Raw genomic sequence first — 20,535 nt, 5'->3', positions numbered from 1 at the left:
TACTACCTGATCCCCGCAACTGTATGTTGCGTTACGTGTGGCGGTTGTGTCCGAGGTCCAATTCGCGCAGCCGTCACACACCCCCGGCGGTCGTTAGCCCGGCAGGCCCCACATCGATTCTGCATTGCAGCGAAATAGGCAAATCTGGCCCCATAGCATTCTGGCAAAGTGGACTGATATGCCCGATTTTTGATCTACATGCTGCATGCGTGATTAAAAATTGCACTTATGGTACGGGACTTGGTCGAAAATCTGCACCTGTCGATAGAGTTTCGACATCCCAAAGGTGAAAAAGCGCCAAACGTTCATGACGCGAAAGCCGCTGCCATCACTCAATTCACGCCCATATCGTCGGCGTCACATGCGAGACCGCCACGCGCTGAAGGCCGGGTTACGCTGTCGGCCAAACTGTTCCACGGGCGCAGTGTGATTGATCGCTTGCGGCCGGCGGGTTCGTTCAAATGTCTCTTCCCACGCGGACACGGCAGCCAATTGGACGCCGTGCTTTTGAACACGGCTGGTGGTGTTACTGGCGGTGATGATTTCCGGTTTTCAGGCCGCGCAGGCCGGGGCACCGAACTGACAGTGACCACGCAGGCTTGTGAGCGGGCATACAAAGCACAACCCGGTCAGGCCGCACGCATCGTCAACACTTTAACCGCCGGTCCGCAGGCAAGGCTGAACTGGCTTCCGCAAGAGACGATCCTGTACAGTGGCAGCGCATTAAACCGGCGCTTGCGTATTGATTTGGCCGAGGATGCCTCGGCCCTTATGGTTGAACCTTTGATCTTTGGTCGTACCGCGATGGGTGAAACTCTGACGGATATCCGCCTCAGCGATCGGATCGAGATTCGGCGCAACGAAAGGATGGTGTTTCTGGACGCCACCCGGTTCACCGGCGACCTTAGCGCGCATCTGGCCCGTCAGCACATTGCAGATGGCGCGGGCGCGATGGCCTTAGTCGCATTTGCCTCGCCCAGGGCCGAAGGGCATCTGAAGGCAATCCGCCAGATGCTGCCCGATACCGCCGGGGCCAGCCTGTTTCAACCTGACCTGCTGGTCGTCCGACTGCTGGCCAAGAACGGGTATGCCCTGCGCCGAAGTCTGATGCCCGTGCTTCGGCGACTGAACAACGACTCGCTTCCAAGATGCTGGACAATCTGACATGAACCTGACTCCCCGTGAAAAAGACAAACTGCTGGTCGCCGTGGCCGCTGAAGTTGCCCGTAAACGACTGGCCCGTGGTGTCAAACTGAACCATCCCGAGGCGATTGCCCTTATCACCAGCGCCGTGGTTGAAGGCGCACGCGACGGGCGGTCGGTCGCCGATATGATGCAAGCCGGGGCCGAGGTGATCACCCGCGCGCAATGCATGGAAGGCGTCCCCGAGATGATTCACGAGGTTCAAGTTGAGGCCACCTTTCCCGACGGCACCAAGCTGGTGACCGTTCACAACCCTATTCGCTAAAAAAAGGAACACTGATATGACCCGCATGCTTTTCCCTGTTCTGATCCTAGCTGGCCCCGCCGCCGCGCATAACGGCACGCATATCCACGCGCATGGCACGGACTATGCCGCTCTGGCCGTGGGCCTCGCGATTGTCGCGTTGGCTGCTGTTGCCTTGATGGTGAAGCTAAACAAATGATCCCCGGCGAGCATTTCCCCGCTGAAGGCGAAATCACGTTCAACCTGGGCGCCGAGCCGTTGACGCTGATGGTCGCCAATACTGGCGACCGCCCGATTCAGGTCGGCTCGCACTATCATTTTGCCGAGACCAACCCGGCGCTGGAATTCGACCGCGCTGCCGCCCATGGCCTGCGTCTGGACATCGCCCCCGGCACCGCCGTGCGGTTCGAACCGGGACAGGAACGCGAGGTTTCGCTGATCCCGATCGGCGGCGCACGCAAGGTCTATGGGTTCAATCAAAAGGTCATGGGGGCGTTGTGATGCCAGCAAAAATCAAACGCTCCGACTATGCCGCCATGTTCGGCCCCACCACCGGCGATAAAATGCGGCTGGCCGATACCGACCTGATCATCGAGGTCGAACGCGATCTGACCATCTATGGCGAAGAGGTCAAGTTCGGCGGCGGGAAAGTGATCCGCGACGGGATGGGGCAGTCTCAGGTCACACGGGACAAGGGGGCGGTGGATACAGTCATCACCAATGCGCTGATCGTGGATCATTCGGGTGTCTACAAGGCGGATGTCGGTCTGAAAGACGGGCGTATCGCCAGGATCGGCAAGGCGGGGAACCCCGACACGCAGCCAGGTGTCGACATTATCATCGGCCCCGGCACCGAAGCCATCGCGGGCGAGGGGCGCATCCTGACCGCAGGCGGGTTCGACAGCCATATCCACTTCATTTGCCCTCAGCAGATCGAAGACGCGCTGCATTCCGGCCTGACCACCATGTTAGGCGGCGGCACGGGTCCGGCCCATGGCACGCTGGCCACCACCTGCACCCCCGGCCCCTGGCATATCGGACGGATGTTGCAGGCGGCGGATGCCTTCCCGATGAACCTCGCCTTTGCGGGCAAGGGCAACGCCTCATTGCCAGCTGCGCTCGAGGAACAGGTCAATGCCGGGGCCTGCGCTCTGAAACTGCATGAGGATTGGGGCACGACCCCTGCCGCCATCGACTGCTGCCTGTCGGTGGCCGATTCGATGGATGTACAGGTGATGATCCACACCGATACTCTGAACGAATCCGGTTTCGTCGAAAACACTGTCGCCGCCATGAAAGGACGCACCATCCACGCCTTCCACACCGAAGGCGCAGGTGGCGGCCATGCCCCTGACATCATCAAGATTTGTGGCGAGAATCACGTTCTTCCCTCCTCGACCAACCCGACGCGACCTTTCACTGTAAACACGGTCGAGGAACATCTGGATATGCTGATGGTCTGCCATCACCTCGACAAGTCCATCCCCGAGGACGTAGCCTTTGCCGAAAGCCGCATCCGGTGCGAGACCATCGCGGCCGAGGATATCCTGCACGACATGGGTGCGTTCTCGATCATCGCGTCTGACAGCCAGGCCATGGGCCGGGTCGGAGAGGTGCTGATCCGCACATGGCAAACCGCCGACAAGATGAAGAAACAGCGAGGGCGTCTGACCGAGGAAACCGGTGAAAACGACAACCTGCGGGTCCGCCGTTACATCGCCAAGTACACCATCAACCCGGCGATTGCCCACGGTCTGAGCCATGAAATCGGCAGCATCGAGGTAGGCAAGCGCGCCGATCTTGTCCTGTGGAACCCGGCCTTTTTCGGCGTGAAACCCGAGATGGTTCTGCTGGGCGGTACAATTGCCTGCGCGCAGATGGGCGACCCAAATGCCTCGATCCCGACACCGCAACCTGTTTACAGCCGTCCGATGTTCGGGGCTTATGGGCGGTCGGTGGAGCACTCGGCGATTACCTTTGTCTCGGCAGCAGCGCAGGCGGACGGGATCGGTGAAACTCTAGGCCTGGCCAAGAAAACAGTCGCCGTGCGGAACACACGCGAGATTGGCAAACGCAATTTGCCGCTAAACGATGCGACGCCCCATGTCGAAGTAGACCCGGAAACCTACGAGGTCCGCGCCGATGGTGAATTGCTGACCTGCCAACCTGCCGAGGTGCTGCCGATGGCGCAGCGATACTTTATGTTCTGAGATACAAGGAGCACCAAGATGACCACCGCGATCAAAACCGCTCGTATCTACCACGACCATGCGCATGCACCCGCTCATGCGCAGGTCTCGCTGGACTATGATGGCCGCTTCCTGCGCCGCAAGATGCTGGCCACGGATGATGGCGAGGCGTTTCTGGTTGATCTCTCCAACACCAAATCGCTGGATCATGGCGGGGTTCTGGTATTGGAAGACGGTCGTGAGATTGAAATCGTCGCGGCCCCCGAAGAGCTGCTGGAGGTAAAGGGTGACCACCTGCTGCGCCTTGCCTGGCATATCGGCAACCGGCACACACCCTGCCAAATCGAATCTGACAGGCTGCTGATCCAGCGCGATCACGTCATTCGCGACATGCTGATGAAACTGGGGGCCGATATTCGCGAAGTCGTCGAACCCTTCACCCCCGAAGGCGGGGCCTATGGCCACGGCAGGACCCATGGTCACGCCCACTAGCTCTGACATCCTGACACTGACCCAATGGTTGTCCCCCGCCTATCCGGTTGGGGGCTTCGCCTATTCCCACGGGCTGGAGGCAGCGATTGAACTGGGCCGGGTCGCCAGCGCAAACCAGACAGGCGACTGGGTCGCCACGATACTGCAACATGGCTCGGGCTGGAATGACGCGCTATTTCTTGTGGCCGCGTATAACGCCGATGACAGGGCCGCGTTGGCCCGAATCGATGCCTCCGCCCGCGCCTTTTGCGCCGGGTCGGAACGGCTGATGGAATCCGACCTTCTGGGTCAGGCTTTCGGATCCGTGACCGGAGATATCTGGGGGCTCGACCTGCGGCGCCTCACCTACCCGGTCGCGGTGGGCCGTGCCGCGCGGATGCAGAATCTGCCGCGCCCGCTGGTGTCGCAGATGTTCCTTCAGGCCTTCATGAGCAATCTTGTGGCCTGCGCAACCCGCCTTGTCCCTTTGGGACAGACCGATGCTCAGCGGCTGATTCGTGATCTGACCCCGCTCTGCACTTCGATTGCGGAAACAGCACAACACACGGGCCTTGATGAACTGGGTTCAACCGCATTCCTGTCCGATATCTTGTCGATGAAACATGAAACTCAATATTCAAGGATATTCCGAACATGAGCAGTATGAACGGCCCCCTGCGCGTTGGTATCGGCGGCCCGGTTGGCGCTGGTAAAACGACCCTGACTGCCGCTTTGGCAGAGGCCCTGGGCGAGGCCTTTTCGATTGGTGTCATCACCAACGACATTTATACGCAAGAGGATGCCGAAGCGTTGATGCGGATGCAGATTCTGCCCCGGGACCGGATTATCGGTGTCGAAACCGGCGGTTGCCCGCATACCGCGATCCGCGAGGATGCCTCGATCAATCTGGCCGCCGTGGCAGAGATGCAGGCCCGTCACCCCGGCTTGGATATAGTTCTGATCGAAAGCGGCGGCGACAATTTGTCGGCCACATTCAGCCCGGAACTGGCGGACCTGACACTCTACGTGATCGACGTTGCAGCGGGTGAGGAAATTCCGCGCAAGGGCGGTCCTGCGATAACGAAATCGGACATTCTGATCATCAACAAAACAGATCTCGCCCCCAATGTCGGCGCGTCGCTCGAAGTGATGGAGCGCGACGCCACGCAAATTCGAAAGGGCCGACCTTTCGTGTTTTCGGCCCTACGCCACCGAACGGGCGTTGACGCGATCGTCAGTTTGTTAGCGCAGATTGGGGGTCTGAAAATTGCAGATGGATGTGTTGCAGAGGCTTCTGGCGGTTGACGTGTGCCTTTGACGGCGGAATGACGACCGAACCATGTAGCTCGTAGTCCGCTCACAATTTCGTTCTTGGGCGCGGCGAACCGGCCCGATCGCCGATACAGTGCTCCACCGCAAGGTGTCGTGCCGACACCCCCCGAGGATGAACGCAATCGTCATCAATGGGTTATCTTCGGCAAGTCTCCGAAAGAGCTCGTTTGTCTCGTTGCTCGAAGGGTCCACCAGTACTTGCAACCAGTCTTCGCCTTGCCTCAGTTTTCCACTTCAAAATTTGTTGGCGTAACCTGACCATGTTGATCAGTTTATGGGATATGGCCAAAGTATAGAACCCGCCTGAGCATTGGACTTTAGACACTAGGCGACGTGTTTGGGCGGCCAAGGAACCTAGTCATTTGAAGCAGCTAAGTCTGAGTACCCGAGTCCTCAGAACGTCCGAACTTGTGGGCGAAATCGGCCCATAGCCGTCGTTCGACCTTGATCACCATCGCTGCGGTGCGGCTCATCAGAGGAGACATTCGCTGCGCGAGCAAAGCTCGAATACAGGCGGAGTTCAGAAGAGCGGACAATGCTGTCGATTGCAAAGAAGGTGAGAAAGTCGGGGAATCATCACGCGCCACAATTGCTTTGGAACGAGGCGGCGGACTTGAGCGCTCTTCCGCCCTGCGAGCTACGCTTGTTCCTTCAACCAATTCCTGACTGTTGCCACAACTTCAGGTTTCCTGGGGGCTCGAGGGGCCACCACGTAATATCCCTCTTCCGTCGTCACCGAGATATCGAACGGCTGGCAAAGCCGGCCAGATTGAAGATCAGCTTCGACAAATTCCCGGTTCGTCAGCGCCACGCCTTGTCGGGCAATTGCAGCATCAATCGCGAGCGACGTTTGGCTGAACGCCATTGTCTTGAGAGCCGAAACAGGCTGATCGCCAAGTGCGGCTTCGAGAAACAGGGGCCATTGGCCATGAGTGTCTTCCAGCAGTACCTGGGTCAACAGGTCTTGTGGGGAACGGATCGAGTTAGAGCCATCGGCAAGGTCCGGATGGCAGACCGCAATCAGCTCTGCATTGAACAGCGGCTCCGCCAGAAGGCCCGGCCCGAAGGGGGGCTTGCCCTGACGGATCGCAATGTCGACTCCATCTGTCTGGAAATTCGCAAGCGCGTTCGATGCGTCCATGCGAACGCGAATCTCGGGGTGATCCAAGGCAAGTGTCCCCAGTTTTGGCACCAGCCACTTTGTTGCAAAAGAGGGGGTTGAGCTGATTGTCACCACGGTGTCCTGAGGCGACAGATTGGCTGTTGCTTCGGCCATCATCTCGAAGGCGCGGCGGATCGGGGGAAGGTATTTCCGGCCTTCATCCGTCAATGACAATCCGCGGGCTTGTCGTTCAAACAGTTTGATTTTCAACAACTCTTCAAGCGCGCGCACCTGTTGCGCAACGGCACCCTGGGTGACACCAAGCTCTTCCGCGGCAAGCCGGAAATTTAGATGACGCCCCGAAGCCTCGAAAGCCTTCAAAGAGTTCAATGGTGGTAGCTTGCGCATGGTACTTGCTCCAAGGGAGTAGAATTTCTACAGCGTTAAGACAGAATTACTGATTGGTCAAATGCTGTGATAGGCCCGATGTTGGACCCAGACGGATACAACGAGGTTCACGGAGACGGAAAATGGCTGACAAGAAAGTAGCGATCATTATGGGCGGCGGCAGCGGCATGGGAGCAGACAGCGCCCGTCGGCTTGCGGCTGACGGCTTCAATGTCGCCATTCTGTCTTCGTCGGGCAAGGGCGAGGCTCTGGCACAGGAATTGGGCGGTATCGGCGTGACCGGCACCAACAAATCCAGCGCGGACATGCAGAAGCTCGTCGATGCGGCCATGGAGAAATGGGGTCGCGTCGATGTGCTGGTCAACTCGGCCGGTCACGGTCCGCGGGCGCCGGTGCTGGAAATCAGCGACGGCGACTGGCATGAGGGCATGGAGGTTTACTTCCTGAACTCTGTACGTGCCACGCGGATTGTAGCGCCGATTATGCTTGAACAGAAGTCGGGCACGATCATCAACATCTCGACCTTTGCCGCGTTTGAACCCGATGCGGTTTTCCCGACCTCGGGCGTGATGCGAGCGGGGCTTGCGGCCTATACCAAGCTGTTTGCGGACAAATACGCCGCCGACAACGTTCGTATGAACAACGTCTTGCCGGGCTTCATCGACAGCCTGCCGGAAAACCCGGATTTCCTGGCGAAGATCCCAATGGAGCGGTACGGCAAATCGTATGACGAAGTTGCCGCGACCGTGGCTTTCCTGGCCTCGGAAGGCGGCGCCTATATAACTGGCCAGAACATCCGCGTGGATGGCGGCATTACACGCTCGGTCTGATCCGAGTTCCAGCGCGAAAGACAAAATCATGAAACCGACTTCGAAAGACTCCTCTTGGGAGATGGATCTCCCTGTGTTTTCAGCAACCCCGAAGCATGATGCCTATGACGTCGTGATTATCGGCGGTGCCACGATGGGGGCCTGCACTGCGTGGTTTCTGGCCTCGAATCCTGACTTCAAGGGCAAGGTTCTTGTGGTTGAGCCCGACCCGACCTTCTCAAAGGCCCAGACCGGGGCCTCGAACAACTGCATGCGCCAGCAGTTTGCCAACCCAATCAACGTGAAGATTGGGCAGTACGCGGCAGAGTTCGTGCGCGATTTTCGCAAAAACCTGGGCGGTGACCCGAAGGTGCCCGAACTCAGCATCCGCAACTTCGGTTATCTCTATCTCTCTGACTCCCCGGATTTGACCAAGGTTCTGCAACGGGACCAAAGCGTTCAGGAGGAATGTGGTGCAGGCACCAAAATGGTGGCGCCCGAAGAGATTGCGGCAGCGTATCCGTTCTACAACCTCGATGACATCGAAGCGGGCAGCCTGAACACCGTCGACGAAGGCTATTACAACGCCCCTCTGATGATCGAATGGCTTATCAAAAAGTCGGTCGAAGGCGGTGTCGACTATGTTCAGAACACAGTCACCGCGATCACGCGCGACCGCAACAAGGTAACCGGCGTGACCCTCGCCACAGGCGAAGTCATTGCGGCGGGCGCCATCGTCAATGCCGCAGGAACCCGTGTCGGAACGATCGCCGGTATGGCCGGTGTCAAACTCGATATTCAAGCCAAGCGGCGCTATACGTTCATTTTCCGCGCCAAAAAACCGCTGGATCGCGACCTGCCCCTGACCATCGACCCGACAGGCGTGCATTTCCGACAATTCGGCGATGATTACCTGGTTGGCTGTCCGCCTCTGGGCGAGGATGCAACCGTCGACCCAGACGACTTTTCGGCAGAGGAAACCATCTGGGAAGACAAGGTTCACCCGATCATCCGCAACCGTATTCCACAGTTCAAGGATGTTGAAGTCATCGACTATTGGATTGGGCACTACGATTTCAACACGTTCGATTTCAACGTGGTGATAGGTCCGCATGACGAGGTGTCGAATTTCCATTTTACCAACGGATCATCAGGGCATGGATCGCAACAAGGCCCCGCAGTAGGTCGGGGTGTCGCCGAGCAAATCATCTATGGCGAATTTCGTTCGATGGACCTGTCACCGTTTCTCTATGAGCGCTTTGCCAAAGGCGAACGCGTCATCGAACGCGCCGTAATCTGAGGAAGTTGATATGAGCTACAATGTGAAACTCTCGGGTGTCATGCCCGCCTTGGTCACACCGTTTGATGCGGCGAACAAGATCGACTTTGACGCCTTCGAAACCCTCCTGACCCATTTCCGGGATGCGGGCGTGACGGGCTGGGTGCCAAATGGCTCGACCGGCGAATATTTCAGCCAGTCGACCGAGGAACGGCAGCAGGTTCTGCAATTCGTCAAGGAGTTCGCCAACGATGACGAGATTCTGATCGCCGGCACCAACGCGCCCGCTACACGGCAAGTGATCGAACAGACCGCCATGGCCAAGGAGATCGGCTATGACAACGTGCTGTTGCGCCGCCTTTCTACACCCGTCCGACGCAGGACGAACTGATCAGGCACTATGAAACTGTGCTGGCCGAGGTTGATGTGAATCTGGTGCTTTACAGTTACCCGGCCAAGGACGGCAGCGATATCAGTTTCGAGCTGATGGATCACTTCGCAGACAACCCGCGTGTCATCGGAATCAAGGAGAGCTCGGGTGTGTTGCAGCGCGCAATCGATATTGCCACTCGGTATGAAGGCAAGATCCAACTGATCTCAGGCTCGGACGACATCGCTTTGGACTTTATGTTCTGGGTGCAGGTCGAACTTGTCTTCACCAGCCAGTCCAGCATGGGGCCGGAACCGTAAGCGGTATCTGCGATTAACCGTTCTGGGTGCAGGTCGAACTTGTCTTTGACCCGGTTCAACATCGTCTTTGTTGAACCGACTTCTGCCTGTCGGATTGATCTGGTGGCTTCGACATCGACGATTACACCGTGATCCGTATCAATCAGATAATTGTCGGAATAGCTGAAGAATGCAGGGCCTTTGCGGGCTGCAGTCCATTGGCTGGCGGGGTCAGAATGTGAGGTGAACTTGGGCTGTACCTCGCTGGCCGCGCCGAATGCCGCCTCGTCCAGCGTGTCGAGATACTCGCGGACCGCTCGGGACGCATCTGCCGGGTCAATGCTTGCCGCGTCCCAGTCTTCCTTCGGTGTTGAGTTCCGTTTGTTAGCATCGGCTTCGATCAGGCTGGCATCAATCGCCATGCGCTGGCCGCTGACGAGACCTTCCTCAATGCAGCGTGCCACAGTTGTCTCAAACAGACGACGCAACAGTTCGCTTTCCCGGAAACGGCCGTGCCGGTTCTTGGAAAACGTGGAATGGTCTGGCACCCGGTCGTTCAAGTCGAGACGGCAGAACCAGCGGTATGCCAGGTTCAAATGCACCTCTTCGCAGAGCCGTCGCTCGGATCGAATACCGAAGCAATAGCCAACCAACAGCATGCGGATCAGCAGTTCGGGATCGACGGAGGGCCGGCCCGTGTGGCTTTAGAAATCCGTAAGGTGCGCGCGAATGCTGCCCAGATCGACGAACCGATCAATCGAGCGCAAAAGGTGGTCTTGCGGGACATGATCCTCCAGCGAGAACTCGTAAAACAGCGACGCTTGCGCTTCCTGTCTCGGTCCCATCATGGCTGATCCCTCCCTTTAGGAAGAATTGAATCAGCAACTTACCAACCGATCAAGCCCGAGTTTTTCAACAAAATACGCCCTTTCGGGCCCAATGGCCAAGGTTTCGCTGGGCGGTTCAAGGCCGACTACCGGCCTCGAACTTTGATTCCTGTTCTACCGCCGTCTGATCCGCTCGCGACGGCGCTCGCGACGTTCGATGTTTATCTGATGATCATGGCCTAGCGCCCGGTAGAAGCCCGGTCCCTTGGACCAGTTCACAAAGTGGGCAAAGCTGTCGACCTGATCGTCATTGCGACCGCGTGGAAAGGACTGCAATTCGCGTTTGAACGTCGCCAGCCAGGGCGCGTCTGCAGGCAGGTACACCTTGCCCTCTTCGACAGGACCGCACGCGGACTGGAACCGGGTTTCCTTGTCCTTGTCAGGTCTAATGCGTTCATAGCGCCGGCGGTCATCACGAAACAATTCGTCCAGAAGCGGTTTGCCAGAAGCGGCATCTTCGATCAGAACTCGATCCGGATCCCAATCGCGGACAAGCTGCAGTGCCTTGGCTTTCAGGCCTGGGTAGTCCACCTGCCCACGCCAGACGTCAAGAAGGTACCACGCGTTTTCGCGGAACCCCCAGGTTGTACAGACCGAGAAGTCGGACCTGGGATCCGCAGACATCCCCGTATCCCAGCTTTGAACGACAAGCTGATACCAGCGGCGATCTTCGATGGTCTCGTAAGTACGGAACCACTCCCAGCGCAGGGGTGACCCGTCGGGAGCAATGGGGTTCTGCTGATATTGGCAGTTGAACACGGCCGCGCCCATTTCGCGACGCTTCGTATCCAACGTTTGCTGATCCAGGCGCGACGGGCACAGGAGATCGCCAGGTTTGCGGCGCATAACCCTTCCAAGCCCAAGGGGCACCGTCTCATGGTCTTCGGCGATGGCAGGCAGATTCAGATGCCGATAAGTCCCGCGTTCCAGCAGATACCCCGGAGGATCCATCTCGTGCAGCCGTTGTGCAACCATAACCACGCGTCCCTCGGACGGGTTGTCAAAGCGCGACAGCAAAGTCCCCTCAATGAACTCCTGTGCTTTGACCAGCTCGGCTTCGGAGCCGGCATCACCCGCTTTCAGCAGATCATCGATGATGATGTAATCAGCACCATGACCAGTAACAGAACTTCCAATGGAGACAGCCTTACGGCTGCCTCCCTTTGTGGTGCGGATTTCTTCTGAGGTGTTGCCCTTTTTAGCCAAGACCGTTTCAGGGAACATTCCCCGGTACCAGCGCGCGGACATGATCCGTCGACAATCTTCGGAATGCTTGCGCGCCAGATCCAGCCCGTAGCTGGCAACAATGATTTTGGCGCTGGGGTTATGCCCGAGAAGATAGGCAACATACGCAACGGCCACTGTTACGGATTTCAGGCACCGCGGCGGAATGTTGATGATCAATCGTTTGTTCTCGCCGACGCGAACGTTGTCCAACTCATGGCACATGGCGCGCACATGCCAGGCTGGATCAAAGCTGCGGTCAGTCCCTTGATGCAGCGTGTCAAACACACGCCACACAAAGGGAAAGAAATTATCCCGGCAAACCTCGCGAGCAACTTGCCGGACCATTTTGGGATCAGGAGCTGACATCATTGGCCTCCTCATCTTCCGGACCGCCGTCACCATCCGGGTGACTGGAAAAGAAATCCCGGAGGATGTCGTAGTCGACAGCGTCCGGCTCAAACGCACGGACGCTTTCTTGCGCGCCCAATTCACTTGTGTTGAACAGATCTGTGTCCAGCTTCAGCAGCGCCATCAACAATTTCGTGTCGCCCTTCAACGCGCCTGCCGTGAGCCGCTTGGCAACTGCCTCCGCCTTGGAAATCCGGATTTCGTGGTTGCCTTCGCGGACTGTGATCTTGGTTTCCAGTTCGCGTTTCAAGCTGGCATTCACCCCTTTGGCACCTTTCGGCCGACCTTTCGGATTGCCAGATCGGCCTTTCTTGAATTGGGTCGCTTTGGGCGGTTTGCCGTAACCAACCTCGTAGTCTTTCGTATCGTCAGACATGGCCCACCTCTTGCTCTAGGGGGGCATCGGTTGCCGCAGAACGCGCATCGAACGTCTGGCCTTTTACCGCGTGCACGGCACTCTCACCGGTCATCTCCTGCCAGCGGCGGATGGCGACATCGACATAGGCCGGGTCGAGCTCAATCAGCCGCGCCCGGCGTCCTGTTTTCTCCGCTGCCAGCAAGGTCGCGCCAGAACCGCCAAAGGCGTCCAGCACAACATCGCCGCGATGACTCACATCCATGATGGCATCTGCCACCAAAGCTGTCGGCTTAACCGTGGGATGATCCGCAAGGTCCGCTTCGCGCCCTACCCCAAAGCTGTTCACGCCCGCATAATCCCAAACATTGGTCCGGTTGCGCCCGTGTTTGCCCAACTCGACATTGTTGATATGCGGTGCACCGGGCTTCTTGAAGATGCAAACCAGCTCGTGCTTGGACCGGTAAAGGCTGCCCATGCCTCCGTTTGTCTTGTTCCACGCGCAGAGGTTGATGAGATCAAAGCCTCCTGCCTTGCCCGTTGCAATCAGTTCTTCGATGTGACGCCAGTCCATGCAGATCATTGCGATGCCCCCATCCGGCAGACAGTCAAACAGCCGGTTGTTCACGTCCGAGAGAAAGCTGCGGAACTCGCTGTCCGACATTTCTCCCGACGCCATGGCAAAATCGCGATGATCGCCGCCGATGCCGCAACGGACATGCCCATTGACCGGTACGTTATAAGGAGGATCGGTGAACACCATCTGCGGACTCTCGCCTTCCAGCAAGGTGAGGTGGCTTTGCGCTTGCAGGGCATCTCCGCAGAAGATGCGGTGATCTCCAAGAATCCAGAGGTCGCCCGGCTGCGTGACTACAGGTGCCGCAGGGTCCGGAGTCTCAACAGTTTCCGCTCCAGTCTCCGTGGCCTCATCCGCGCCATCGATGATGATGTCGATCTCCGGTGTCTCAAAACCGGTGATGTCCAGATCAAAGTCCAGCTCGCCATCTAGGCTGAGATCCATCAGCTCGGCAAACTCAATTTGGAGCGCCGCTCCGTTCCAGTCGGACAATTCCGCCAGCTTGTTATCCGCAATGCGCAGAGCGCGCACTTCCGCGTCTGACAAGTGATCCGCGACAACAGTCGGCACGGACATCAACCCCAGAGCCTTAGCGGCTTCATAGTGGCCATGGCCCGCGATGATTGTGCCCGAACCATCCAACAGGATCGGAGTGACAAAGCCAAACTTGCCCACCGACGCTTTCAGCTTGTCGATATTCTTGGCCGCGTGCACGCGGTTGTTGTTGGCGTAGGGCTTGATTTGGCTGATCTGAGATTGGACGACTTTGTCCGCCATCCAGATCGGCGTGTTGGACGCCTTGGCGTCGCTCTGTGGTTTTTTGGCAGACATAGCCGCCTCCTTTCGTTTGACGCTTGTTAGCGTCGACAAGAAAGGATCGTGTTGGGAATTCGGAGAGAGCACGAGTAGCAACTCTCCGGACCAATCGATCCGGTTCGTTGCCCCTTCGAATGCTCTCGGTCTTATCCGCTTCAAGAAATGCGGCGCCGAATGCTGCCTGGGAGATGTATTCACCTCCCGGTGGGACCTTGTCCCTTGCAGGGCTGGCTAGAATCTATGCACGGGCTTTTGCAATTGCAACCCCCAAACAAAAAAGTAACCAATTAAGATTGTTGACGAATAATCGGGGGTACGGCAGCAACGCCCTGCAATACACACCCCTCCAGAGATCGCCCCAGAAAGAGCTGGACTGTTGCTGTGAACCACGCATCACTGAACCCACGCCCGAGCCATTCGGGCGCTCCTCGGTACCGGGGTTCGGCATTCCGCCAGCCCCAGATCAGAGGAGACGATACATGTCCAAATCCAAACAAACCAAAATTGACAAGGTGCAAGCTTTGTTGCATCGCCCGAACGGTGCCAGCCTTGAGGCGCTCTGCAAAGCAACGGGGTGGCAGCCTCATTCGGTCCGAGCGGCATTGAGTGGGTTTCGGAAGAAAGGCGCGACGATTGAACGGCGGACCTCCGACAAACCAAATGGAGCATCCACATATCATCTGGCGGCGGGAACTGGAGAAACGTCATGACCAAGACGAGCGATGTCGCCGATCTCGCCGCCATGGGTCGATCGGATCTGGTCACGCTCTGGCAGAAACTGTTTGATCAACCAGCCCCCGCCATGCTCAGCCAACCCTTCCTGCGCCGTTTTATCGCCTTTGAGATGCAGTCCCGCCGTCATGGCGGGCTACCCCGCCAGGTCAAAGCCACGCTGGAAAAGGGTTCCGAGAAAAAACCCCGGCCAGCCTGCCCTGCTCTTAAACCCGGCGGGCGCCTGCTGCGCGAGTGGAATGGCGTGACCCATGTAGTGGACGTTACAGAGGACGGCTTTGTCTGGAACAGTCGGTCCCATCACTCGCTCTCGGCCAACGCCCGAGAGATTACCGGTGCGCATTGGTCAGGGCCGCGTTTCTTCGGGCTCACCGGCAAGGCGGCCAAATGAGCCCGCGCCGTAAAATCCGATGCGCCATCTACACGCGCAAGTCCTCAGAAGATGGATTGGATCAGGACTTTAATTCGCTGGATGCGCAATATGAGGCCTGCGCAGCCTATGTCGCCAGCCAGCGACACGAAGGCTGGACCCTACTACCCGGGCGCTACGATGACGGCGGCCTGTCCGGCGGTACACTCGAACGCCCTGCCATTCAACGCCTTCTTGAAGAGATCGATGCCGGGCGTATTGACATGGTGGTGGTTTACAAGATTGACCGGCTGACCCGCTCGCTTGCCGATTTCTCGAAGCTGATCGAACGGCTGGAACAGGCAAACTGTTCCTTTGTGTCCGTCACACAAGCATTCAACACCTCCTCATCCATGGGTCGGTTGACCCTGAATGTGCTGTTATCCTTTGCTCAGTTTGAACGGGAAGTCACCGCCGAACGTATTCGCGACAAAATCGCGGCGTCCAAGAAAAAGGGGCTTTGGATGGGTGGCAACCTGCCCCTCGGCTATGACCGCCACCCCGATCCGAAGGCAAGAACGCTGGTCGTGAATGAAGAGGAAGCGAAAACGGTCCGGCATCTCTTTGGGCTTTATGACGAGCTGGGTTGCCTGCGCAAAGTAGAAGAACGGGCAACGGCAGAAGACCTGCGGTCGAAACGGGTTGTTCGGGCGGATGGAAGCATGAAAGGGGATTGTCCGCTGTCACGCGGTCAGATCTATTACCTGCTGCGCAACCCGGCTTATCTCGGAAAAATTCGCCACAAGAATAAGAACTGGGACGGACAACATACGGCGATCATCGACCAACGTGTTTGGGACCGGGTACAGGAAAAAATGCGACAGGCCTCCAATCGCTCCCGTGCACGCGGCGGCTCTGATACGCGCCAACACTCCAATGACCCCGGCGCCTGGCTCACCGGTCTGCTACAGGACGAAACAGGTGATCGGTTGACGCCGACCCACACCACACGCAAAGGCCGACGGTTGCGCTATTACGTCTCCAATCGACTGATCTCGGGTGGCAAGGATTTCTCCGGCTGGCGACTGCCCGGCCCGGCGCTGGAACACGCAGTCATTGATGTCATCGTCAGACATCTGCAAGACGCAGCCGCGGCGCACCAAGTACTGGCGCAACCGGAGGCCGGGTCAGCCGATGCAGTGCAGACTACAGTTGCAGATTTAGTAACCCGGCTTCTAGGCCAAGGCGGTCAGGTCGGCGCTGCTCTTATGGCCAAAGGCAAAATTGCACGAGGACAGATCGACCTCGAATTTAACCCCAAAACTCTGGCAAGCGCACTTGGCATCGCGGCCGATCATCTGCACCCGGATCTCACCCACGTCACCGCATCTTTCGATCTGCGCCGCCGCGGTGTCGAGGCCAAGATCATCGCTGGAGACATTTCACCCCAACCCGATCCTCACCTCCAGTCCATGCTGCTCCGCGCCCATGGCTGGGCGCGCGATCTGAATGCCGGGATTCAACTGATGGAAATTGCACGCCGTGAAAGCGTTCCCGGCGCATTCATCCGCACCCGCGCCCAGCTCGCGTTTCTCTCCCCGAAGATTCAGGCCGCGATTCTAGACGGGACCCAACCGCCCGAACTCACACTCAAGCGTCTGGTCAGCGTGACCCACCCACTTAATTGGTCCGAACAGGAACGCCAGTTCGGCTTTTGATAGCTTCAGATCCTGCGTCCCTGATACAGGGTTCGCCCTCCCTGATCCGCTGGAACAATTCCCTGTTCCCGCGAGAAAATTCCCTGTTCCGCTTTTTAGGGAATTTGCAACATAAACCTCTGAAAAACATGCAGTTCTGACAGGAGAAATGACCGAACTCAGACCCGTTTCACGAAAATTCCCTGTAAATTGCCGGGTATCAGGGAAATCCAGCCCAAAGCGACCCCGCCAAAATGCGGCACTGAGACTGCGGCCGGAATTGCGCTCTGAATGTACAGTCTGCTCCGTCTCTGATTGAAAGCGCACGCGCCAACTCGCGGAAATTGCGGCACAATTCCGGGTCAGAAAACACAACTGAAGTGAGACGGGTATGGGTGGCGGGGAGACAGGGATTCGAACCCTGGGGACGCTCTCACGCCCAACGGTTTTCAAGACCGCCGCATTCGACCACTCTGCCACCTCCCCGTCGAAGGCAGGGTCTAAGCGCAAGTTCGGCCAGAGGCAAGTCGAAATCGGGATTTCTTGCCGAAGCCCGCGCAGCGGTCTTTCCATGACTCTTCAGCCGCGTTATGATCCCCGAAATAGACCGAAACAGGCTGGCAAGCAGAACCAGCAGACCGGCAGCGGGGTTCCGAGGACGAGACCCCTTCAGGCAAGGGATAAGCAGATGAAGCGAGCGATCATGACACGCCCGGGACCGAAACGGTTGGCGTATCTGGCGTTGACTTTGACAGTTTTAAGCGGGTGTGAAGATATTCTTCAAGAGGCTGAAAAACCTGAAGAAAACTCAAACAAAACCGAACTCCTTCCCGAGGTAGCCTCGGGCTCGCAGCGTGACGTCGAAGCCCCCGAGGTTTTTCAGGTCACCGAAGCGGGGCTTTGGGATGGCAGGCCCTCGCTGGGCGGGATCTGGGTTGCCTATCCGGAAGTATCCCAGCCCGAGCGTGTCGTAATTACGAACACCGCAAACAACAAGTCTGTAACAGGGGCCCTGTTCCGACGTGAACGCAACCTGCCCGGCCCGGCGCTACAGGTCTCATCTGCGGCTGCGGAACAGCTCGGAATGCTGGCGGGCGCGCCGACAAAGGTCAGTGTGGTCGCTTTGCGCCGTGAAGCTGTAAAGGAATCACCACCCGAGGACGCGCCCAAACCGGAAGACGAGGCGGCAGATACGGCTGCGGTATCGGACACCGCGGCCACCGACGATCCATCCGCGGCAGATACCGAAAAACCGGCCAAGCCGAAATGGTGGCAAAAGAAGGCGCCAGCGGCAGCAGCCGGTTCGGCAGTGGTTGCGGCGGATGCGGCAAGTTCTGCCAACGCAGCGACCGAAGGTACGGACACGACCACAGCTGCGGCATCAGCCACTGAGGACCCAACAGAGCCCGCTGAAGAAAAACCCGCCAAGCGGAAGTGGTGGCAGAAAAAAGAGCCAGCAGCAGCAGCGGCTGCGGGAGCCACCGTGGCTGCGGCGGACGTCGCGACAGACAGTGTTGATGTGGCCGCAGATGTAGCGGTAGCCGCAGCTGCACCGGCGTTGTCGGACGCGCCGGTCGAAGCCCCCGCTGAAAAGCCTGCAAAACGGAAGTGGTGGCAAAAGAAAGACCCCACTGAGATCACCGAAACGCCACTGGATCCCATCGAAGGCGCTGCATCCGCGATTGACGCGACCGAAGCGGTTCCGGCCGCAGCGGCGGCAACAGGCGCTGCGTCTCCGCTGAGCAAACCATTTGTGCAGATCGGCACGTTCAGCGTCGAAGCAAATGCGAATGCCGCCGCCGAGAAAGTGCGCCGGAATGGCATGTCGACTGTTGTGCGGGAACTGAAAACCGAAAACAAAACAGTATGGCGGGTCCTGGTTGGCCCTGCCGCAACCCGGGCCGAACGCAAGGCCATTCAAAAAGATGTAAAGGACCTTGGTTTCAAAGATGCGTTCACCGTGTCCGACTGATACAAGGAGGCATAACATGCTATCCTCATTGCGAACTTCTGTTCTGGCCATTGGGCTTGCCGTTCTGGCAATCCCGGCTCAGGCTTTTGATACATCTGCCCGCGCGGCTTATGTGATCGATCAGACCACCGGTACGGTGCTTTTGGCGAAAGACGCCGATCAGCCCTTGCCTCCTGCATCCATGTCCAAGCTCATGACGCTGTATGTTGCTTTCGAAGCGCTGCGTGACGGAAGACTGACGCTGGACGAAACCCTGCCCGTGTCCGAACACGCGATGAGCTATGGCGGCTCGACCATGTTTCTGAACACGCAGGACCGGGTTCGGGTCGAGGACCTGCTGCGCGGCATCATCGTTCTGTCAGGCAACGACGCCTGCGTGGTCCTGGCCGAGGCGCTAAGCCCTGACGGGACAGAGGCCGGGTTTGCCCGCTATATGACCCAGCGCGCAAAGCAGATCGGTATGAACAACTCGAATTTCGCGAACTCGAACGGTTGGCCTGCCGCCGGACATATGATGTCGGTTCATGATCTTGCGGTTCTGGCCGACAGGCTGATTACCGACTTTCCCGAATACTACCCCCTGTTTTCAGAAGAGGTATTCGAATTCGATGGCCGTGCGCCATCGAATGCCCGTAACCGCAATCCATTGCTGAAACTGAGCATTGGCGCGGATGGCCTGAAAACCGGCCACACGCAGGAGGCCGGATACGGCCTGGTCGGGTCTGCCAAACAAGGCGATCGCCGTGTCATCTTTGTCCTCAGCGGGCTGGACAGCACCGGTCAACGGGCAGAGGAGGCTGAGGCCGTGGTTAACTGGTCGTTTCGAAATTTTGTCGAGAGGACAGTTGCCAACGCGGAAACGCCGATAGCCGAAGCCAAGCTGTGGATGGGCGAGAAAAAGACTGTTGGTCTTGTACCTGACGGCGATCTGACGGTTCTGTTTCCGGTTCTGGGCACACAAAACGTCAAGGCCGAAGTTGTGTATCAGGGTCCCGTCAATGCACCGGTCAAGAAAGGCCAGCAACTGGCCGAACTTGTCATCAAGCCTGAAGGATTGCCGGAAATTCGACGTCCACTGGTGGCAGCGGAAGACGTTGCAATTGGTGGATTTGTCGTCCGTATGCTGACCGTTGGCGGCATAGTTCTGAAAGACGTGATCAATAACCCACTGGAGTCGATGTGACCAAGGCGGGGTTATTTCTGACTTTCGAAGGCATTGACGGATCAGGCAAGTCAACTCAGGCGCGGATGCTGGCGGATCAACTGCGGGCGCAGGGTCATGAGGTCGTTTTGACGCGTGAACCGGGCGGCTCACCCGGCGCGGAGGAAATCCGCAGCCTGGTATTGGAAGGTGATCCCGACCGCTGGTCGGCCGAAACGGAAATCCTGCTTTTCACGGCCGCCCGCCGCGACCATCTGGAACGTACGATCGAACCCGCACTTGCCGCAGGGCAAGTGGTGATCTGCGACCGCTTTGCCGACAGCACACGTATGTATCAGGGCCTGTCGCGGGGCGATCTGCGCGGCCTTGTTGATCAGCTGCACAGCCTGATGATCAAGCGCGAGCCGGACTTGACGCTGCTGATCGACATGGACCCCGATACCGGTCTGTCCCGCGCCAAAGGGCGGCAAGGCGCGGAAGAGCGGTTCGAAGATTTCGGCCCGGACCTACAAAGGAAAATGCGGGCGGGCTTTCTGGCACTGGCCCATGAGTTTTCCGACCGTTTCCGCGTGGTGGACGGTAACCGGGACATGGACAGCGTTGCGCAGGATGTGACAGAAATCGTCCAGGCTGCTTTGCGATAGACG

22 protein-coding genes, 1 tRNA gene and 1 pseudogene are annotated in these 20,535 nt (G+C 58.1%); 18 read left to right on the top strand and 6 right to left on the bottom strand.

Annotation, left to right across the window (positions count from 1 at the left end; all coding sequences use genetic code 11):
• Positions 1–228 precede the first annotated feature (228 nt).
• The 8 genes from ACR3E2_RS02100 to ureG are packed head-to-tail and all read left to right on the top strand — an operon-like array spanning position 229 to position 5,412.
• Entirely contained in the window at positions 229–1,164 is a 936-nt protein-coding gene (locus ACR3E2_RS02100; RefSeq protein ID WP_480481749.1) for an urease accessory protein UreD, read from the top strand.
• Between the two features lies 1 nt (position 1,165).
• Positions 1,166–1,468 carry an urease subunit gamma gene (locus ACR3E2_RS02095; protein WP_480481750.1) on the top strand — a complete coding sequence of 101 codons (303 nt, stop codon included), beginning with the start codon at positions 1,166–1,168 and terminating at the stop codon, positions 1,466–1,468.
• Positions 1,469–1,484: 16 nt separating this feature from the next.
• Positions 1,485–1,646 (top strand): peptidase M23, encoded by a 162-nt coding sequence (locus ACR3E2_RS02090; RefSeq protein WP_209504407.1) that lies wholly within the window; start codon positions 1,485–1,487, stop codon positions 1,644–1,646.
• Positions 1,643–1,948, top strand: coding sequence for an urease subunit beta (locus tag ACR3E2_RS02085; RefSeq protein WP_209597619.1), 306 nt, complete (start codon positions 1,643–1,645; stop codon positions 1,946–1,948). The genes ACR3E2_RS02090 and ACR3E2_RS02085 overlap by 4 nt, the downstream gene beginning before the upstream one ends.
• Positions 1,948–3,657 carry an urease subunit alpha gene (gene ureC / locus ACR3E2_RS02080; RefSeq protein ID WP_209504409.1) on the top strand — a complete coding sequence of 570 codons (1,710 nt, stop codon included), beginning with the start codon at positions 1,948–1,950 and terminating at the stop codon, positions 3,655–3,657. Before ACR3E2_RS02085 ends, ureC begins: the two co-directional genes overlap by 1 nt.
• An 18-nt stretch (positions 3,658–3,675) precedes the next feature.
• The gene (gene ureE / locus ACR3E2_RS02075) at positions 3,676–4,128 is read left to right on the top strand and encodes an urease accessory protein UreE (RefSeq protein WP_209504410.1); all 453 of its coding nucleotides are present in this window, start codon (positions 3,676–3,678) and stop codon (positions 4,126–4,128) included.
• The gene (locus ACR3E2_RS02070; RefSeq protein WP_245220424.1) at positions 4,094–4,765 is read left to right on the top strand and encodes an urease accessory protein UreF; all 672 of its coding nucleotides are present in this window, start codon (positions 4,094–4,096) and stop codon (positions 4,763–4,765) included. Before ureE ends, ACR3E2_RS02070 begins: the two co-directional genes overlap by 35 nt.
• The gene (ureG, locus tag ACR3E2_RS02065) at positions 4,762–5,412 is read left to right on the top strand and encodes an urease accessory protein UreG (protein WP_480481751.1); all 651 of its coding nucleotides are present in this window, start codon (positions 4,762–4,764) and stop codon (positions 5,410–5,412) included. The genes ACR3E2_RS02070 and ureG overlap by 4 nt, the downstream gene beginning before the upstream one ends.
• A 664-nt stretch (positions 5,413–6,076) precedes the next feature.
• Here ureG and gcvA read toward each other — a convergent pair.
• Positions 6,077–6,949 carry a transcriptional regulator GcvA gene (gcvA, locus tag ACR3E2_RS02060; protein WP_480476256.1) on the bottom strand — a complete coding sequence of 291 codons (873 nt, stop codon included), beginning with the start codon at positions 6,947–6,949 and terminating at the stop codon, positions 6,077–6,079.
• A 122-nt stretch (positions 6,950–7,071) separates the two neighbouring features.
• On the opposite strand from gcvA, the gene ACR3E2_RS02055 reads away from it, so the two are divergent.
• Genes ACR3E2_RS02055 through ACR3E2_RS02040 form a run of 4 tightly spaced genes read left to right on the top strand, consistent with a single transcriptional unit; the run spans position 7,072 to position 9,727 of the window.
• Positions 7,072–7,779 carry an SDR family oxidoreductase gene (locus ACR3E2_RS02055; protein ID WP_480476254.1) on the top strand — a complete coding sequence of 236 codons (708 nt, stop codon included), beginning with the start codon at positions 7,072–7,074 and terminating at the stop codon, positions 7,777–7,779.
• Positions 7,780–7,807: 28 nt separating this feature from the next.
• A complete protein-coding gene (locus ACR3E2_RS02050) occupies positions 7,808–9,058 on the top strand; it encodes an NAD(P)/FAD-dependent oxidoreductase (RefSeq protein WP_480481752.1) in 1,251 nt (416 codons plus the stop codon).
• Positions 9,059–9,068: 10 nt separating this feature from the next.
• Positions 9,069–9,428, top strand: coding sequence for a dihydrodipicolinate synthase family protein (locus tag ACR3E2_RS02045; RefSeq protein WP_480481753.1), 360 nt, complete (start codon positions 9,069–9,071; stop codon positions 9,426–9,428).
• A gap of 17 nt (positions 9,429–9,445) precedes the next feature.
• On the top strand, positions 9,446–9,727 hold the full coding sequence (locus ACR3E2_RS02040) for a dihydrodipicolinate synthase family protein (RefSeq protein WP_480481754.1): 282 nt from the start codon (positions 9,446–9,448) through the stop codon (positions 9,725–9,727).
• Here ACR3E2_RS02040 and ACR3E2_RS02035 read toward each other — a convergent pair.
• The 4 genes and pseudogenes from ACR3E2_RS02035 to ACR3E2_RS02020 form a co-directional block, all read right to left on the bottom strand.
• Positions 9,694–10,554 (bottom strand): annotated as a pseudogene (locus ACR3E2_RS02035) (transposase); the annotation flags it as partial. The gene ACR3E2_RS02040 and the pseudogene ACR3E2_RS02035 overlap by 34 nt on opposite strands.
• 153 nt (positions 10,555–10,707) lie before the next feature.
• Entirely contained in the window at positions 10,708–12,186 is a 1,479-nt protein-coding gene (gene terL, locus ACR3E2_RS02030) for a phage terminase large subunit (protein WP_480481755.1), read from the bottom strand.
• Positions 12,173–12,604, bottom strand: a complete 432-nt coding sequence (locus ACR3E2_RS02025; RefSeq protein WP_480481756.1) for a DUF5681 domain-containing protein — start codon at positions 12,602–12,604, stop codon at positions 12,173–12,175. Before ACR3E2_RS02025 ends, terL begins: the two co-directional genes overlap by 14 nt.
• A complete protein-coding gene (locus ACR3E2_RS02020; protein ID WP_480481757.1) occupies positions 12,597–13,991 on the bottom strand; it encodes a site-specific DNA-methyltransferase in 1,395 nt (464 codons plus the stop codon). The genes ACR3E2_RS02025 and ACR3E2_RS02020 overlap by 8 nt, the downstream gene beginning before the upstream one ends.
• 119 nt (positions 13,992–14,110) lie before the next feature.
• Between ACR3E2_RS02020 and ACR3E2_RS02015 the strand changes: the two genes are divergently transcribed.
• The 3 genes from ACR3E2_RS02015 to ACR3E2_RS02005 are packed head-to-tail and all read left to right on the top strand — an operon-like array spanning position 14,111 to position 16,775.
• Complete coding sequence (locus ACR3E2_RS02015; RefSeq protein WP_480492678.1) at positions 14,111–14,686, top strand: DUF3489 domain-containing protein; 576 nt, start codon at positions 14,111–14,113, stop codon at positions 14,684–14,686.
• Positions 14,683–15,099, top strand: a complete 417-nt coding sequence (locus ACR3E2_RS02010; RefSeq protein WP_480481759.1) for a DUF2924 domain-containing protein — start codon at positions 14,683–14,685, stop codon at positions 15,097–15,099. The genes ACR3E2_RS02015 and ACR3E2_RS02010 overlap by 4 nt, the downstream gene beginning before the upstream one ends.
• Positions 15,096–16,775, top strand: coding sequence for a recombinase family protein (locus tag ACR3E2_RS02005; RefSeq protein WP_480481760.1), 1,680 nt, complete (start codon positions 15,096–15,098; stop codon positions 16,773–16,775). Before ACR3E2_RS02010 ends, ACR3E2_RS02005 begins: the two co-directional genes overlap by 4 nt.
• A 375-nt stretch (positions 16,776–17,150) precedes the next feature.
• On the opposite strand, the gene ACR3E2_RS02000 is transcribed toward ACR3E2_RS02005, so the two are convergent.
• Positions 17,151–17,240 (bottom strand) — tRNA-Ser (locus ACR3E2_RS02000).
• A 202-nt stretch (positions 17,241–17,442) separates the two neighbouring features.
• Here ACR3E2_RS02000 and ACR3E2_RS01995 point away from each other — a divergent pair.
• The 3 genes from ACR3E2_RS01995 to tmk are packed head-to-tail and all read left to right on the top strand — an operon-like array spanning position 17,443 to position 20,532.
• Complete coding sequence (locus tag ACR3E2_RS01995; RefSeq protein WP_480481761.1) at positions 17,443–18,726, top strand: SPOR domain-containing protein; 1,284 nt, start codon at positions 17,443–17,445, stop codon at positions 18,724–18,726.
• A 16-nt stretch (positions 18,727–18,742) separates the two neighbouring features.
• Positions 18,743–19,909, top strand: a complete 1,167-nt coding sequence (locus tag ACR3E2_RS01990; protein ID WP_480481762.1) for a D-alanyl-D-alanine carboxypeptidase family protein — start codon at positions 18,743–18,745, stop codon at positions 19,907–19,909.
• Positions 19,906–20,532, top strand: coding sequence for a dTMP kinase (gene tmk / locus ACR3E2_RS01985; RefSeq protein WP_267362759.1), 627 nt, complete (start codon positions 19,906–19,908; stop codon positions 20,530–20,532). Before ACR3E2_RS01990 ends, tmk begins: the two co-directional genes overlap by 4 nt.
• Positions 20,533–20,535: the final 3 nt, after the last annotated feature.

The sequence above is a fragment of the Ruegeria sp. AL7 genome, from assembly GCF_056536105.1.
This window is presented reverse-complemented; position numbering and strand designations above follow the sequence as displayed.

What these genes read in the sequence shown, in the direction of transcription:
- ACR3E2_RS02010 (WP_480481759.1), top strand. Translation starts at nt 14,683, where the DNA reads ATGACCAAGACGAGCGATGTCGCCGATCTCGCCGCCATGGGTCGATCG.
- ACR3E2_RS02055 (WP_480476254.1), top strand. Translation starts at nt 7,072, where the DNA reads ATGGCTGACAAGAAAGTAGCGATCATTATGGGCGGCGGCAGCGGCATG.
- ACR3E2_RS02025 (WP_480481756.1), bottom strand. Translation starts at nt 12,604, where the DNA reads ATGTCTGACGATACGAAAGACTACGAGGTTGGTTACGGCAAACCGCCC.
- ACR3E2_RS02020 (WP_480481757.1), bottom strand. Translation starts at nt 13,991, where the DNA reads ATGTCTGCCAAAAAACCACAGAGCGACGCCAAGGCGTCCAACACGCCG.
- ACR3E2_RS02090 (WP_209504407.1), top strand. Translation starts at nt 1,485, where the DNA reads ATGACCCGCATGCTTTTCCCTGTTCTGATCCTAGCTGGCCCCGCCGCC.
- ACR3E2_RS02085 (WP_209597619.1), top strand. Translation starts at nt 1,643, where the DNA reads ATGATCCCCGGCGAGCATTTCCCCGCTGAAGGCGAAATCACGTTCAAC.
- ACR3E2_RS02050 (WP_480481752.1), top strand. Translation starts at nt 7,808, where the DNA reads ATGAAACCGACTTCGAAAGACTCCTCTTGGGAGATGGATCTCCCTGTG.
- ureG (WP_480481751.1), top strand. Translation starts at nt 4,762, where the DNA reads ATGAGCAGTATGAACGGCCCCCTGCGCGTTGGTATCGGCGGCCCGGTT.
- ACR3E2_RS02005 (WP_480481760.1), top strand. Translation starts at nt 15,096, where the DNA reads ATGAGCCCGCGCCGTAAAATCCGATGCGCCATCTACACGCGCAAGTCC.
- ACR3E2_RS02100 (WP_480481749.1), top strand. Translation starts at nt 229, where the DNA reads ATGGTACGGGACTTGGTCGAAAATCTGCACCTGTCGATAGAGTTTCGA.
- gcvA (WP_480476256.1), bottom strand. Translation starts at nt 6,949, where the DNA reads ATGCGCAAGCTACCACCATTGAACTCTTTGAAGGCTTTCGAGGCTTCG.
- ureE (WP_209504410.1), top strand. Translation starts at nt 3,676, where the DNA reads ATGACCACCGCGATCAAAACCGCTCGTATCTACCACGACCATGCGCAT.
- ACR3E2_RS01990 (WP_480481762.1), top strand. Translation starts at nt 18,743, where the DNA reads ATGCTATCCTCATTGCGAACTTCTGTTCTGGCCATTGGGCTTGCCGTT.
- ACR3E2_RS02015 (WP_480492678.1), top strand. Translation starts at nt 14,111, where the DNA reads ATGCTCTCGGTCTTATCCGCTTCAAGAAATGCGGCGCCGAATGCTGCC.
- ACR3E2_RS01995 (WP_480481761.1), top strand. Translation starts at nt 17,443, where the DNA reads ATGAAGCGAGCGATCATGACACGCCCGGGACCGAAACGGTTGGCGTAT.
- ureC (WP_209504409.1), top strand. Translation starts at nt 1,948, where the DNA reads ATGCCAGCAAAAATCAAACGCTCCGACTATGCCGCCATGTTCGGCCCC.
- terL (WP_480481755.1), bottom strand. Translation starts at nt 12,186, where the DNA reads ATGTCAGCTCCTGATCCCAAAATGGTCCGGCAAGTTGCTCGCGAGGTT.
- ACR3E2_RS02095 (WP_480481750.1), top strand. Translation starts at nt 1,166, where the DNA reads ATGAACCTGACTCCCCGTGAAAAAGACAAACTGCTGGTCGCCGTGGCC.
- ACR3E2_RS02045 (WP_480481753.1), top strand. Translation starts at nt 9,069, where the DNA reads ATGAGCTACAATGTGAAACTCTCGGGTGTCATGCCCGCCTTGGTCACA.
- ACR3E2_RS02070 (WP_245220424.1), top strand. Translation starts at nt 4,094, where the DNA reads ATGGCCACGGCAGGACCCATGGTCACGCCCACTAGCTCTGACATCCTG.